Source organism: Lachnoclostridium phytofermentans ISDg, from assembly GCF_000018685.1.
Lineage (GTDB): Bacteria > Bacillota > Clostridia > Lachnospirales > Lachnospiraceae > Lachnoclostridium > Lachnoclostridium phytofermentans.
On the sequence record NC_010001.1, the window covers coordinates 4,832,850 to 4,847,594 of the forward strand.

Here is a 14,745-nt window from a genome sequence, read left to right on the forward strand (position 1 = left end):
CACTTAATCTTACTCAAAATAGTTCTTCTTATTTTTTGCTTCGCTTAATACCTGTTTTTCTTCTTCTGATAAAAGTACAAATGATTCCCCTTTAATTATTTCCTTTATATAGGTATAGCAACCTTCTCTACTACTATGCATAGAAGTAATAATAAAGCCACTATTATTATCATCTAATAAGCAAAGGGAAAAACTTAGCTTGCCTCCCATTTCTTTAAAAGCATCATACTTAACAATACTACATTTTTGATAGGTATTTAATAAGTTCTCTGTTATTCTATGAATACTATCTTTCATAGACTTGGCATCCTCTTTCAATTGGTCAACCTCTTTAAAGCGGTTTAAAATAGTACTTTCTAGAGTTTTACCATCGCTACCTTCCATAAAAGTATTGTACTTTTTCTTTAATTTACTTTGTTTTACTAATACTATTATCTGAATAATGAAAATTAATAATAAAGCAACCACAATTCCGAGTACTATATAACTTCCATCTAAACCGAGGCTATCAAATAGTTCCATTCTCCCTCAACCTTTCTCTTCTTTTCGATTGTTTTACGAATTCTTTTTATCACTTTGAATCTTATTTGTTACCCTAATGTATTTATCAAATCTAAAATACGTTCAAAATCATCTTGGGAATAATATTCGATCTCTATTTTGCCTTTATTATTATTTCCTCTACGGATTTCAACTTTACTTCCAAAGATAGCCTTCATACGATCTTCAATTTCTTTGTAAATAAAATTATCATCCCTAGTTGCTGCTATTTCCTTTTCCGGCTTGTCCTTAGAAATATGTTTGACTAATTTTTCTGTTTCGCGTACACTTAACTTTTCATCGAATACCTTTGTTGCTAATTGATATTGTGTTTCACCATCTGCTATTGCTAATAGTGCTCTCGCGTGACCCTCAGATATCATATCATCGATTACCATTTGTTGCACACGTTTGTCTAACTTTAATAATCGCATACTATTTGTAACAGAAACTCTACTTTTACCAACTCTCTCAGCAACTTCATCTTGTTTTAACTTAAATTCTGAGATTAATTTTTCATAAGCAAGTGCTTCTTCTATTGCATTTAAATCTTCTCTTTGTATGTTTTCTATTAAAGCGATCTCTAATACTTGTTGTTTTGTAAATTCCTTAACTATAACTGGGATTTCTTTTAGACCAGCAATCCTTGATGCTCTCCACCGTCTTTCCCCTGCTATAATCTCGTAACGATCACCTTTTTTTTGAACAATTAAAGGTTGAATTACACCATGCAATTTAATAGAATCTGCTAGCTCATGTAAGGCATCCTCATCAAAATGAGAACGCGGTTGTGATTTGTTAGGTTCTATCTGATTAATATTAATAAATGTTTCACGTGAAACATTTTCTTGATTTCCCTTAACTTTAGGCTCACTCTTATCAATTTTATCGACAATTAGTGAATCTAGCCCCTTGCCTAAACCTTTTTTTGGTGCCATAACTACTCTCCTTTTCTACGTCCAAACAAATTTTTGCCTTTCTTTTTCTGTGTTTCCTTATTTGTTTGAACTGAAACCTCTTCTTCCACATTTCCCATATCTTGTTTTATTACTTCATCTGCCAAATCACGGTATGCATCCGCTCCTGCTGATTTTGGGTCATAAATACTAATCGGTAAACCATGACTTGGGGCTTCTGCTAACCTAACATTACGAGGAATGATAGAATTATAAATGTTTTGTTCCAAATTGCTTCTTACATTTTCCACAACTTGCAAGGAAAGATTCGTTCTAGCATCATACATAGTAAATACAACACCTTCAATTTCTAGCGATGCATTCAGTCTTTTTTTCACAAGGTTAATTGTATGTATTAACTGAGTTAAACCTTCCAGTGCGTAATATTCACATTGTATTGGTACAAGTACAGAATCAGCTGTAGTCATTGCATTAATTGTTAACGTATTTAGCGAAGGAGGACAGTCTATAATAATGTAGTCAAAGAAATCTTTGATTGGATTAATATGTTTTTTAAGTATATATTCCTTATCTTCAATTCCTATCAATTCAATTTCAGCTCCAGCTAAATTTACATCTGATGGAATAACGACAAGATTTGGTACGATACTGTCATGTATGCATTTCTCAACATTAGATTCCCCAATCATAAGTTCATAAACAGTATTTTCCAAAGAAGCTTTATTGATACCAAGACCACTTGTAGTATTACCTTGTGGATCTATATCAATTGTAAGCACCTTCATGCCTTTTTCCGCTAAACATGCTGCTAAATTTATTGCAGTAGTTGTTTTTCCAACTCCACCTTTTTGATTTGCAACTGCTATCGTTTTTCCCATATTATCATCCTTCATCTTTCTTATGCTAACTTTTTTAATTATAACACGATATGATTTAGATAGCTATAGATATTATGTAACAAAACCTAAAAGATTCGAAAAAGTTACTTTTTTCTCCATGCAATATAGCATTATAATCAACTTATATTAATTTTAAAATGTAATGTACTTGATTTAGATTATTCTTATAATTTTATTTTGTTATAATATCTGAAAAGAAAGCTTGTGGAATTGATATAAACTTTTATAATTAGAATATTTCGATTAAATATTTTTTCTTTTATATGTTTCACGTGAAACATTATAAAATTCTTCAATATAATACAGTCTAATTTTATGATAGTTCTGAGGATTTCTGATAGTCTTAGACTTTATTATGTAGATTTGCTTTCACATACTAAAAATTTATTTTTCATTTTGAATCTCATTGTAATATAAATTTATAAGTTATAGATTACAATGTTTCACGTGAAACATTGTAATGCTCTTTCGATATAAAACTATTTAATTTTATGAAGGTCCAAAAGCTTCTGATAGTTTTAGACTTTATGTCGATCAGCTTTCACATATTAATAATTTAAATAGTTTTCCTTTTGAGTCTTATTGTACTATAAACTTACATATTAATTAATATAATTTGTGAAACATTATAATGCTCTTTCAATATAATACAATTCAATTTTATGATGGTTCTAAGGGTTCCTGATAGTTTTAGACTTTATATAGATTTGATTTCATATACAAAAAAATTAAATAAATTTCGATTTGAGTTCTTTGTAAGATGAAATTATACGTTATAGATTTATTACAATGTTTCACGTGAAACATTATAATTCTTTTCAATATAATACAATTTAATTTAATGATAGTCTAAGGTTTCTGATAGTTTTGGACTATATGTAGATTTGATTTCACATACTAAAAATTAAATAAATTTCAATCTGAGTTTCATTGTTATATGAAATTATATGTTATAGATTTATAAGGTTTCACGTGAAACATTGTAATATCCTTTCAATATAATACAATTTAATTTTATGATAGTTCTAGTTTAGTTTCTAATAGTTTTATACTTTATAATGTACATTTACTTTCACAGCTTCAAATGACCCATAACAATCTGCCCCACATGTTATTAGCAAATTATAATAGTGCTTTTCCACCTTTTTTGCCCTCCTGTCAAAGGATACTCATAATTCGTATGTCAGCTAATTCGCCTAAACGCTACTTACTTATAACTCAAGCAACTACGTTGCTTGTTCAGCGGGAACTTTTACTCACATTGAAACAAGCAAGTCTATCCCCCTTAAAAGAGGGGGACTTTCTTGATGGTTAAATCATAAATCTTAAGAAACAGCACTCTTAACTAAAAAAAGAGATAGACTAAAACTCTATCCCTAATCTTTTATGGCATAATTAAAACATATTTACAAAATTATTTTTGATTGCGTAAACAGCCGCTTGTGTACGGTCAGAAACGCTAATCTTTTTAAATATATTAGAAACATGATTCTTTACTGTCTTCTCACTAATACTTAAGCGATAAGCAATTTCCTTATTAAATAAACCTTCTGCTAATAATTTTAATACATCAATTTCTCTGCGTGTTAAAATCTCTGTATTAGAAGAACTTGGACTTTGCATACGCTCTTTTAATTCAGGAGTTAATGATGGCTCAATATAGGTTTCTCCCTGATAAATTGTATAAATTGCTTTCTTTAATACAGAAGACTCTGAATCTTTTAAAACATACCCATTAACTCCAATATCAACAGCACGCAATAAATATTCTATCTCGTTATGGATTGTTAGCATCAGAACCTTTTGTTTGTTATTATTTCTTCTTAGCTCTTGTAGAGTTTGTAATCCATTCATTGTTGGCATATTGATATCAAGGAGTAGCACATCAGGGTTTGTATCCACCACTTTTTGTATACACTGTTCACCATCACTTGCTTCTCCAACTACTTGAATATCACCGTCTAGTTCCAAAAGTTGTTTCAAACCCTCTCTGACCATCTTATGATCATCTGCAATTACTACACGAATTGTGCCCATTTATTAATCCCCCTTATCAATACAACATGGTATACTTACAATGATTTTAGTTCCGCTATTATTATTTGATTCTAAAGAAAATTTACCTGAAAGCAAATAAACTCTTTCACTCATATTGGATAAACCAAATCCACAGTTTTTACATGTAGTATCTTTACATTTAGAACTCTCTTCTAAACCAATACCATTGTCTTCAATTGTTAATTGAATTACTTCTTCTTTTTGTGATAAATCTATTATGCAAGTAGTAGCTTTTGCATGCTTTGATATATTATTGAACGCCTCTTGTATAATACGATAGATTGTAATGCTAACTACTTGATTCTTTATTTCAAAATTTTCATCAATAGAAATGATAACTTGTATTTTATTATGCCGCTTAAAATTATCAACATATCTCTCGATTGCTGCCTTCAAACCTAAATCATTTAAAGTCATTGGTCGCAAATCATATATAATTTCTCGCATATCATTAATAATTGTTCGAATGTTTTCAATCATAGTAGCCAACTCAAGCTTTGCACGAATAGCATCTAAATCAAATAGCTTGATGCAAAGTTCAGTTTTATGTACCAGAGAAGTTAAATTCTGCACAGTTGAATCATGTAGATCCATAGCTATTCTTTGACGCTCTAATTCTTGTGCTTCTAGTATCTTAAGACCAAGAGCTTCATGGTTGATTAATTCTTCTGTACAAACTTCTGACTCAAAAGCCTTTAAATCTATATGTTGTCTATCTAACAAATTAGTTAAACAGCTTAGTATCAATTGATACTTATTTTTTAAGTCATAGTGTTGCTCCAAAAGATTTATTATATTAGGAAGATTGTCCTTGAGTTGTTCCAATTCCTTCTTAATATAATCTTCTTCCTTAATCTTTTTAGAATCCTCATAAGGAGAGAATAATAAATGATTTTTATCTTGATTTTCATTCATTTTCTCTAAGGTATGTTCCAACTCTTTTTTCTGCTTTTTAACTATATCGACTTTTTCACTAAGTTTATGAGACTGTTCTTCTAATTTTTTTAACATCTCATAACAAAACTCCATAGCCTCTTTTGTCTGCCCAACCTCGTTGATAATATCCTTATGAGATTTTTCCATGTGTATAAATCCTCACTCTTCTTGTCTTAAACTAACTATAACATATTTTAACATAAATTATATAAAATGTCTATTTTATAGTATGAGGATATAAATAAGATTATTTTTCTTTTTGACAAGTCCTACATAAATCTTGTTGTTCAAGCTGCATACTAATATGTTCTATGCCATCTTCTATATAAACATCACCCACAGTTTTAAAACCAATCGATTCATAAAATTTAATTGCACGAACTTGAGCACTTAACTTAACAGTTTTTGCCCCACATTCAAACGATTTACTAATCAATATCTTAACTAACATATCACCATAGTGTTTTCCGCGTTCTTCTTTTCGTACTGCAATCCTTCCTATTTTGAATGTTCCATCTTCTAATAGTATTAGCCTTCCTGTAGCAACAGCCTTGTTTTGTTCCTTATTCTGTTCGTTATCAGTTGAAAAGATAAGACAGTGTAATGCAGTTTGGTCCAAATCATCAAATTCTAGCTCTTCTGGTATTCCTTGCTCTTTAACGAATACTTCTTTCCGAATCTCAAAGCATTCGGTTAAATCTTCCCCTGGATGTATTAATTTACCTTGAATATACATTACGACCTCTATTCTGGCGCTTTGGCACCTTTACTAATAAAAGTAATGTTGCTCGACAACAATATTTATCTCTGTAAATAACTTTTATTTTTTTCTTATTAAAGGCATTTTTAAAGGTTTCCCTCCGGCTCTTGGATAAGACTTCGGAGTTTCTTTTACTTTTTTAATACATATTAAAGTTCGTTCCATATCTGTATCTGGTAAGGAGAATGTAACCTTTTCTTCTAACTTACCACCTAAGCATTCTAAGGCATATTCTGCTTCCTCTAACTCCTCAGTAACCTTTCCTGATTTATAAGGAATAAAGTATCCTCCCTTTTTCACATAGGGTAAACATAATTCTGCCAAAGAAGCTGTTCTTGCTACAGCTCTTGATACAACTATATCAAATTTCTCACGAAAATCAAGCTTTCTTGCTTGTTCTTCCGCTCTACCATGCATTGCAGATATATTCTTTAGTTCTAACCTATTGATAACCTCATTTAGAAAGTTAATCCTTTTGTTTAAAGAGTCCATTAGCAATACATTTAAATCAGGATATGCAATTTTTAATGGTATTCCAGGAAAACCTGCTCCCGTACCCATGTCTAGTAACGTATCTCCTGTCTTAATTTGATATGATTTTATAAGTGACAGACTATCAAGAAAATGTTTTTGTATTACTTCTTCATATTCTGTAATTGCAGTTAAATTCATAAAAGAATTCCATTCGATTAACAAATCATAATATATCTCAAATTGCTCTAACTGATGTTTATTTAAATCCATTCCAAGACTACGTAGCCCTTGAATGAAAGTCGAATTATCTCTCATTAAAACCTCCACGACTTCTCATGTAACCGTTTGTGCCTAATCTATATATATATCTTTCTTAATATAATAAGAGAGTCAACCAACTACCTAGCCTAAAAAAGACATTCTAGCAAGTTGACTCACTTTTCTTACAAGGTCTTCAATTTTATTAATAAAAATTAAATTTGATAAAGTGATTTTAGAAAAAGAAGTCTCTAAAAATAAATTCGCTTAAATTCTTCTGTTGTTTAATTGTAAATATTCTATTCAACTCTTTTTCCCAATTATATATATTTACTTTTTTCTTCTTATTTGTTCCAAGTAAACTAATAAGACAGAGATATCTGCCGGTGATACACCCGAAATACGTGACGCTTGTCCTACAGAACTTGGTTTAATTTGATTTAATTTTTGTTTTGCTTCAATTCTTAAAGAAGGTACATCCGAATAATCCAAATCTTCCGGAATCTTTTTACCTTCTAATTTTTTGAACTGCTCCACCTGATGTTCCTGTCTTTTAATATACCCATCATACTTAAAGTTGATTTCAACTTGAGTAATTACTTCCTCTGGTAATGGCTCTCTATTTTTATCTAAAGGAGCTAACGCGGCATAGGTTAATTCTGGCCTTCTAACAAGTTCAGCTAAAGTAGTACCTGTTTTTAATGTTGTTGTTCCAAGACCTTCTAGGATTTCTTGAACCTCTTTTGATGCTCCGATTAAACTGTTTTCTAAACGCATCATCTCTTCCTTTATCATTCTTTCTTTATCAATTAGATGTTCATAACGATCTTCACTGATTAATCCTATTTCATGTCCAATCCTGGTAAGTCTTTGATCTGCATTATCTTGTCGAAGAATCAAACGATATTCCGCTCTTGATGTCATCATACGATATGGTTCATGCGTTTCTTTTGTAACCAAATCATCGATTAAAACACCGATATACGCCTGAGAACGATCTAATACAATTGGTTCTTTTCCTGATAATTTTCTAGCTGCATTAATACCTGCCATTAATCCTTGTGCTGCAGCTTCCTCATAGCCAGAGCTACCATTAAATTGACCTCCACTAAATAAACCATTAATTGACATAAATTCCAAGCTTGATTTTAACTGCATTGGATTAATACAATCATATTCAATAGCATAGGCATTTCTAACAATTTTAGCATTTTCTAATCCAGAAACAGATCGATACATCTTAAACTGTACATCTTCTGGTAAACTACTTGACATACCTGAGATATACATTTCATTCGTATAATTACCTTCTGGCTCTATAAATACTTGATGACGATCTTTATCAGGAAATTTAACAACCTTATCTTCGATAGAAGGACAGTATCTAGGACCTGTACCTTTTATATTACCAGAATATAATGGTGAACGGTGAATGTTATCACGAATAATATCATGTGTATTTTCATTGGTATAGGTTAACCAACAGGAAATTTGCTCTTTTTCGATATCTTCTGGATTATTGATAAAGGAGAATGGCACTACTTTTTCATCACCGAATTGCTCCTCCATCTTACTAAAATCAATACTTCTTTTATCTATTCTTGCAGGAGTACCTGTTTTAAAACGATACATTTCAATTCCAAGCTTCTTTAAGCTTTCTGTCAAATGATTTGCAGATGGTAATCCATTTGGACCGGTATAATGGCTAGTTTCACCATAGATACATCTGGCATTAAGATAAACTCCGGTACATAAGATAACTACCTTACATGGATATACTCCACCTGAATAAACCTTAACTCCTGTTACCTCATTATTTTCCGTAAGGATATCGATTACCTCATCTTGACGTAGCGTTAGGTTATCCGTATTTTCGACTACCTTACGCATCTCCCTGCAATAATCCATCTTATCAGCCTGCGCTCTTAAGGAGTGTACCGCAGGGCCTTTTGATTGATTTAACATCTTAGATTGTATATATGTTTTATCGATATTTTTACCCATTTCACCACCTAAGGCATCTATTTCACGTACAAGATGACCTTTGGATGTTCCACCAATGTTTGGATTACAAGGCATTAATGCTATATTATCCATACTGACGGTTAACATTATTGTATTAAAACCTAGACGTGCACATGCCAACGCGGCTTCACAACCAGCATGACCTGCTCCCACCACTACAACGTCATAAGCTTCATATAGATTCGTCATACTTACCTCCATTCTAGCGTACTTTCAAACTACTTACCCATACAAAATTCTTTAAATATGGTATTTACCAAATCCTCATCCACAGACTCGCCAATGATTGTTCCTAATATTTCATATGCATTCATCAAGTCTATAGAGAAGAAATCTTCTGGCATCTCGTTTTCTATACTAACAATTACTTGCTCTAAACTAACCTTTGCTTCTACAAGTGCATTCTTGTGTCTCATATTTGTGATGTATATTTCATCATTAAAAGAAATGTTACCTTCAAAAAACATCTCTGTAATTGTCTGTTCTAAATCTTTAATACCTGTTTGATCAATCGCAGAAATTTTTAATATAGGTTTGTTCGTAAGAAGATTTATTTTTTCTTCTTCAATTACAGAATCTAAGTCTGATTTATTTAAAAGTACGATTGCTTTTCTATCTTTGATAAATTCTAGAATTTCTTTATCATCTTGGTTTAATGGTGTGGATGCATCAATAACACAGATGATTAAGTCTGCTTCCTTAGCGCTCTTTAAACTTTTTTCAACACCTAATTTTTCAACCAAATCCGAGGTTTCTCTTATTCCAGCAGTATCTATAAGATTTAAACATAATCCATTTAAAAATACTGTCTCTTCAATCGTATCTCTTGTTGTCCCTGCAATCTCTGTTACAATAGCTCTTTCTTCTCCAACCATTAAGTTCAATAAAGAAGATTTACCAGCGTTTGGCCTACCTAATATAACTGTACGAATTCCTTCCTTAATCATACGACCATTTTCTGACGTATTGATAAGCTCAGAAAGTTCTTTGATGCTTCCAATTACATTATCTCTTAATTTATCAGAGAACCCTTCTAAACTAATATGCTCTGGATCATCAAGTGCAGCTTCAATATAAGCTGTATCTAAAATTATGCTATGCCTTACGTCTTTTACCTTATGAAGTACATTACCCTTTAATTGCTTCATAGAGTTTTTTAAGGCCAATTCATTATTCGCATGTATAACATCAATTACTGCTTCCGCCTGAGATAAGTCTATTCTGCCATTTAAAAATGCACGTTTTGTAAACTCACCTGGTTCTGCAATTCTTGCACCCGCTTTTAATACTGCTTCTAATACTTTTTTTGTTACCGTAATTCCACCATGGCAATCAATTTCTATACTATCTTCCATGGTATAACTTCTTGGAGCACGCATGATTATCACCATAACTTCATCAATGATTTCCTCCTCATCAACGATATAACCATAGTGTACCGTATGAGAATCCATCTCAGATAATCGTTTTGCCTTTGATTTTGTTTGAAATATCTTATCAATCACAGCAAAGGCCTGATCTCCACTTATTCTAACTATACTAATTCCCGCATTACTCAGTCCTGTTGCTATGGCGGCAATGGTATCTGTTTTCATGTCTCCCATATCCTCCGAAATTCTATTTTAATTCTTATATATCTTAATTCATATATTTTAATTCTTTTATATTTTATTCTTATTAGAGTTAGTACATTTCTTATCTTACATACTCACTGTCACTGAAACATTACTCTACTTATCAAAAAACAAATTAATTTCGATAAGCTATTTATTAGTAATAGATTTTCGATTAAAATAAATTAAAACTAATAATATTTAGGAAAGGCTGTTACACAGGAAGTACCGCCTAGATACTTTCCTATGTCACAGCCTGACAATTTAATACTCTGCGTATTATTCCTTATTAGCGTCTGCCTCTTTTGCAGCTGCTTTTGCTTCTAAGTATGCAGCATAGTCCTTCTTATAATCAGTACTGTAATCTTTTGTATTTCCACCGTACTTCTTTTGGAATTCCTTCTTGCTGTCCTTATTAAAGACTTTCTTGTTGTAATCTTTATTTCCAAATCGATTATTGTTATTATTACTATGAAGGTTTACTCCCTTCTTTAAGCTAATAACAACTTTTCTGAAAGGTTCTTCCCCTTCACTATGAGTTTCAACATATTTATCATTCTGTAAGGCAGAGTGAATAATACGTCTCTCATAAGGATTCATTGGTTCTAAGGATACAGGTTTGTGAGTTCTTTTTACTTTGGATGCAATATTTTTTGCTAAGTTTTCCAAAGTGTCTTTTCTTCTCTCACGATAATTTTCTGTATCTAACTTTACCTTAAGATAACCTTCGTTATTTTTATTAATTACAAGGCTTGTTAGATATTGAAGAGAGTCTAGGGTTTGTCCCCTCTTGCCGATTAGTACACCCATATCATCCCCGACGATATTGATATCTACATTTTCTCCATCTTTATTATAGGAAACCTCTGCAGTTGCATCAATTCCCATAGCTTTAAAAACTTTATCGAGAAAATTCTTAGCTACTCCATCAATACTAAATTTTAATCTAGCACGTATTTTTGCAGGCTTTGAAAACATTCCAAGTAAACCTTTTGATTCTTTCTCTATAACCTCATATTCCATCTTTTCACTCGTAGTTTGAAAACTTAATAAGGCTTCTGTTAAAGCTTCATCTACTGTTTTACCCGTAAACTCTTTCCAGTCCTCCATTATTTTTTATCCCCCTTATCACTATCACGCTTTAAGATGTTAGCATTAGCTGCGATGCTACCTGCAGCATAGGATACATTACTTTTTTTATAGTTTGATTGTTCTTTTTCTTTATTGCTTGTCTTTGTTTCAGAAGTAGTCTTACTAGCTACATCAATAGCCTTCGTTGTTGTCTTTGCAACATTTGCCATTGTATTACCTGTAACAACGCCATACTTCTCTTTTCTCTTACTAGATTTTGCTACACTTTTAGCAATCATATCATCAATATCTATCTTATCAAGATATTTGTTAATAAAAATCTGCTGTAAAATCTGAACAACGCTACTTGCAATCCAGTAGATACCAACACCGATTGGTAAGAAGGTACAGAAAATACCGGATACAACAGGCATAACAGTGTTCATTGTTTTTAAACTTTGTGCACCTGGGGTATCATCAGAAGTGCTTTGTGGAGTTGCTGTCATCATAAGCTTGCTTTGTGCAAACTGTGATCCAGCCGCTGCTAGGGGTATTAAAATACCAGGGAATGTAAACCCAGGAGCATCAAGAATGTTTAGATTATTACCAATAAATCTATTTATATGGATAATCTGATCAACAGATTCTTTTACATTAATACCACTTACGAAATTTTGTAATGAAGTTAAGTTATCACTCGTTAAGAACTGAAGATAATTTGCATTCCAGGAATCCTTTAACATAAACGCTTCCCAGTTTGCAGTCTTAAACTGTGCAAAGATATCGATTAATTTATTTGTTGCAATATCCATCTTACCTAAAGTTAATTGTTCTGCAAAAGCAGTTGTGTTAGCCGTTATAGAATTATCTTTTGCGAACTGTGCTAACGCTTCTGGGAATCCCTGAATATGAATAACTCCCTGAGCTATCACATCATATAAACTCTTAACATCATTTACATAGGCAGGAACTGCATAGATTACACGATATAATGCAAACATAATTGGTAAAGAAATTAATAATGGTAAACATCCAGACAATGGAGAAGCACCATATTTTGCATAAATTTCTTGCATTTCTGCTTGCTGCTTTTGCATCGATGCTTGATCTTTTTTACCTTTATACTTCGCCTGAACCTTCTGAATTTCTGGATTCATTTTGGCGGATAAACGGGTTCCTTTTTGCTGCTTAATTGTCAAAGGAAGCATAAGCATCTTAATTACAAAGGTAAAGATTACAATACATATCGCAATGTTTGCCATTCCAAAGATGCTAAGAAATTCATATATTCCATTTAAAATAATACCCATTACCCAAGCAAATGGCCCTAAAATACCAGTAACCTGAGTTAATACTGTTATGTCCACTAATTTTCCTCCTTAAAAATAAGGTAAATTTAAAAACTCAAAAAAGGCCATCCTAAGGAACAGGATCAAATCCCCCTTTATGAAACGGATGACACTTAAGAATTCTTCTCACAGCAAGATAACTTCCTCTGATAGCACCATATCGCTGTAATGCTTCTAGTGCATACTCCGAACAGGTTGGAGTAAAACGACAGGTTGGAACTCTCTTCATTGGTGAGATATATTTTCGATATAATTTAACTATTGCTATTAGAATTCGTTTCATCACATTCATCTTTTCTCTCTACAGATAGCATAGTTACCTGCTTAAACAAGAAAGGCCAGTTTTCTGACTTACTTGTTATTCACAAAATTCATTCTGTTGCTTTGCTTAAATCAAAATTTCATGCTTAAAACTCAATTTCTATCTGGTTCACTGCTACTTATTATTTTGTGCAGTTTTGCCAAGTGCATTAGAGCACTGCTAATTTCTGAATAGTTCTTTCCCTTAGATCCTGCTCTTGCTACAATTACAATATCTAAACCACTATTAGATATTGAATCATTTAATCGATAACTTTCTCTAATTAATCTGCTTATCCGGTGTCTTACTACGCTATTACCGACTTTTTTACTAACCGATATTCCTAAACGATTAATCGACAACTCATTTTTACAAACATACATTACTAAATACTTATTAGCAAAAGACTTACCGTTTTTATAAACATTACCGAATTGTTGACTATTTTTTAATGATTCTGACAATATTCAAAATCTCCTTATTGACAAGGCCCCACTGGCTTGTCTACTGTCATTTTGTTCTATTTTCTTCTAAATAGTCGTGTATACAAGACGAGCCAGTTTTCCTCACACTTTGAATAGTTTCATTCTATTTCAAATTATGTTTTGGTTAACTGCCTCTCTTGTCCCTTGGATAGCATATCATAGCTACTCCTTATCCTCACGTATTAGAAGAAAAGGTCACATGAACTGCGACCTATGCTGATAATTTATGTCTTCCTTTTGCTCTTCTAGCGGCTAATACTTTTCTACCGTTAGATGTGCTCATTCTTGATCTAAATCCATGAACCTTAGCTCTGGAACGCTTTTTTGGCTGAAATGTCATTTTCATTCGAAAACACCTCCTTTAAACTACCTTTTCTTTATAGTAAGCCTATTTACTCTATTTTAAATAGCATTACCATTATAGTAGGAAAGACATGCTACGTCAAGTAAATCTTTTGTTTTACCATGATTTTGTCCGTTTTACTATCTATTATGCTTGTGTTCTTTTTTCTTATTTTGTCACTTTTTTAAGATAACTGACTATTACTCTTTGGCACACTTAATGTTTTAGTTATTCTCCATATTACTTTTCCATTGATTTAGTTTCTTCCTATATATATGTAATTTTTTTAACTTTAAATTTCCATGATATTTTGAATTATTTAAAATTCTATATGTTGTTATAAAAAATTTTAACCTCCATTTATGTTACTATATGTTGATTAAAAAAGCCGAGTTATCCACAATTTGTGGATGAATTGTGGATAACAGTGTTTATTTGTGTTAATATTTTATCTTATTGATTTTATTCCCCTTGATAATACTAGCTATTTCCATGTGGGTAACGCGTATAATCTTATTAACCATGTGTGTATATTCGATAATTTGCTGTGAATAAGTTATGGAAAACTAACAAAGTTATGTTCATAAAAAAATATTAACATTGAAATGTTTATAGTTTTGTTATATATTATAAGTGTATGGACTTTTGTGGACAAACTATACTAGATTAGAAAATGTTATCAGCAGCAAGTTAGCCTTATATTTCAGGTTTATTAT

Annotated in this window: 14 protein-coding genes; all 14 read right to left on the reverse strand. The window is 31.7% G+C overall.

The annotated features are described in order from the left end of the window. Window positions 1–9: 9 nt before the first annotated feature. The 14 genes from CPHY_RS20355 to rpmH all read right to left on the reverse strand — a co-directional run bounded on the left by CPHY_RS20355 (window position 10) and on the right by rpmH (window position 14,032). Window positions 10–522, reverse strand: coding sequence for a DUF4446 family protein (locus tag CPHY_RS20355; protein ID WP_012201927.1), 513 nt, complete (start codon window positions 520–522; stop codon window positions 10–12). Between the two features lie 68 nt (window positions 523–590). Beyond that, window positions 591–1,478, reverse strand: coding sequence for a ParB/RepB/Spo0J family partition protein (locus CPHY_RS20360; protein ID WP_012201928.1), 888 nt, complete (start codon window positions 1,476–1,478; stop codon window positions 591–593). A gap of 2 nt (window positions 1,479–1,480) precedes the next feature. Beyond that, on the reverse strand, window positions 1,481–2,335 hold the full coding sequence (locus CPHY_RS20365) for a ParA family protein (protein ID WP_012201929.1): 855 nt from the start codon (window positions 2,333–2,335) through the stop codon (window positions 1,481–1,483). Window positions 2,336–3,751: 1,416 nt separating this feature from the next. Then, window positions 3,752–4,393 carry a response regulator gene (locus CPHY_RS20370; protein ID WP_012201930.1) on the reverse strand — a complete coding sequence of 214 codons (642 nt, stop codon included), beginning with the start codon at window positions 4,391–4,393 and terminating at the stop codon, window positions 3,752–3,754. A gap of 3 nt (window positions 4,394–4,396) precedes the next feature. Continuing rightward, window positions 4,397–5,497, reverse strand: coding sequence for a sensor histidine kinase (locus CPHY_RS20375; RefSeq protein ID WP_012201931.1), 1,101 nt, complete (start codon window positions 5,495–5,497; stop codon window positions 4,397–4,399). A gap of 100 nt (window positions 5,498–5,597) precedes the next feature. Further along, window positions 5,598–6,086, reverse strand: coding sequence for a GNAT family N-acetyltransferase (locus CPHY_RS20380; protein WP_012201932.1), 489 nt, complete (start codon window positions 6,084–6,086; stop codon window positions 5,598–5,600). A gap of 84 nt (window positions 6,087–6,170) precedes the next feature. Further along, window positions 6,171–6,899, reverse strand: a complete 729-nt coding sequence (gene rsmG, locus CPHY_RS20385) for a 16S rRNA (guanine(527)-N(7))-methyltransferase RsmG (protein WP_012201933.1) — start codon at window positions 6,897–6,899, stop codon at window positions 6,171–6,173. A 273-nt stretch (window positions 6,900–7,172) separates the two neighbouring features. Beyond that, complete coding sequence (mnmG, locus tag CPHY_RS20390; RefSeq protein WP_012201934.1) at window positions 7,173–9,056, reverse strand: tRNA uridine-5-carboxymethylaminomethyl(34) synthesis enzyme MnmG; 1,884 nt, start codon at window positions 9,054–9,056, stop codon at window positions 7,173–7,175. A 29-nt stretch (window positions 9,057–9,085) separates the two neighbouring features. Then, window positions 9,086–10,462, reverse strand: coding sequence for a tRNA uridine-5-carboxymethylaminomethyl(34) synthesis GTPase MnmE (gene mnmE / locus CPHY_RS20395; RefSeq protein WP_012201935.1), 1,377 nt, complete (start codon window positions 10,460–10,462; stop codon window positions 9,086–9,088). Window positions 10,463–10,759: 297 nt separating this feature from the next. Continuing rightward, window positions 10,760–11,590, reverse strand: a complete 831-nt coding sequence (jag, locus tag CPHY_RS20400) for an RNA-binding cell elongation regulator Jag/EloR (RefSeq protein ID WP_012201936.1) — start codon at window positions 11,588–11,590, stop codon at window positions 10,760–10,762. Next, window positions 11,590–12,918 carry a YidC/Oxa1 family membrane protein insertase gene (locus tag CPHY_RS20405; RefSeq protein WP_012201937.1) on the reverse strand — a complete coding sequence of 443 codons (1,329 nt, stop codon included), beginning with the start codon at window positions 12,916–12,918 and terminating at the stop codon, window positions 11,590–11,592. Before CPHY_RS20405 ends, jag begins: the two co-directional genes overlap by 1 nt. Before the next feature lie 52 nt (window positions 12,919–12,970). Then, window positions 12,971–13,183: a membrane protein insertion efficiency factor YidD gene (yidD, locus tag CPHY_RS20410; protein WP_012201938.1), complete on the reverse strand. Its 213-nt coding sequence runs from the start codon at window positions 13,181–13,183 to the stop codon at window positions 12,971–12,973. A gap of 131 nt (window positions 13,184–13,314) precedes the next feature. After that, a complete protein-coding gene (gene rnpA, locus CPHY_RS20415) occupies window positions 13,315–13,665 on the reverse strand; it encodes a ribonuclease P protein component (RefSeq protein WP_012201939.1) in 351 nt (116 codons plus the stop codon). 232 nt (window positions 13,666–13,897) lie between these two features. Then, entirely contained in the window at window positions 13,898–14,032 is a 135-nt protein-coding gene (gene rpmH, locus CPHY_RS20420; protein ID WP_012201940.1) for a 50S ribosomal protein L34, read from the reverse strand. Window positions 14,033–14,745 lie beyond the last annotated feature (713 nt).

Excerpts from the sequence above, each read along its gene's own strand:
- CPHY_RS20355 (WP_012201927.1), bottom strand. The coding sequence starts at position 522 with ATGGAACTATTTGATAGCCTCGGTTTAGATGGAAGTTATATAGTACTC.
- CPHY_RS20360 (WP_012201928.1), bottom strand. The coding sequence starts at position 1,478 with ATGGCACCAAAAAAAGGTTTAGGCAAGGGGCTAGATTCACTAATTGTC.
- CPHY_RS20365 (WP_012201929.1), bottom strand. The coding sequence starts at position 2,335 with ATGGGAAAAACGATAGCAGTTGCAAATCAAAAAGGTGGAGTTGGAAAA.
- CPHY_RS20370 (WP_012201930.1), bottom strand. The coding sequence starts at position 4,393 with ATGGGCACAATTCGTGTAGTAATTGCAGATGATCATAAGATGGTCAGA.
- CPHY_RS20375 (WP_012201931.1), bottom strand. The coding sequence starts at position 5,497 with ATGGAAAAATCTCATAAGGATATTATCAACGAGGTTGGGCAGACAAAA.
- CPHY_RS20380 (WP_012201932.1), bottom strand. The coding sequence starts at position 6,086 with ATGTATATTCAAGGTAAATTAATACATCCAGGGGAAGATTTAACCGAA.
- rsmG (WP_012201933.1), bottom strand. The coding sequence starts at position 6,899 with ATGAGAGATAATTCGACTTTCATTCAAGGGCTACGTAGTCTTGGAATG.
- mnmG (WP_012201934.1), bottom strand. The coding sequence starts at position 9,056 with ATGACGAATCTATATGAAGCTTATGACGTTGTAGTGGTGGGAGCAGGT.
- mnmE (WP_012201935.1), bottom strand. The coding sequence starts at position 10,462 with ATGAAAACAGATACCATTGCCGCCATAGCAACAGGACTGAGTAATGCG.
- jag (WP_012201936.1), bottom strand. The coding sequence starts at position 11,590 with ATGGAGGACTGGAAAGAGTTTACGGGTAAAACAGTAGATGAAGCTTTA.
- yidD (WP_012201938.1), bottom strand. The coding sequence starts at position 13,183 with ATGAAACGAATTCTAATAGCAATAGTTAAATTATATCGAAAATATATC.
- rpmH (WP_012201940.1), bottom strand. The coding sequence starts at position 14,032 with ATGAAAATGACATTTCAGCCAAAAAAGCGTTCCAGAGCTAAGGTTCAT.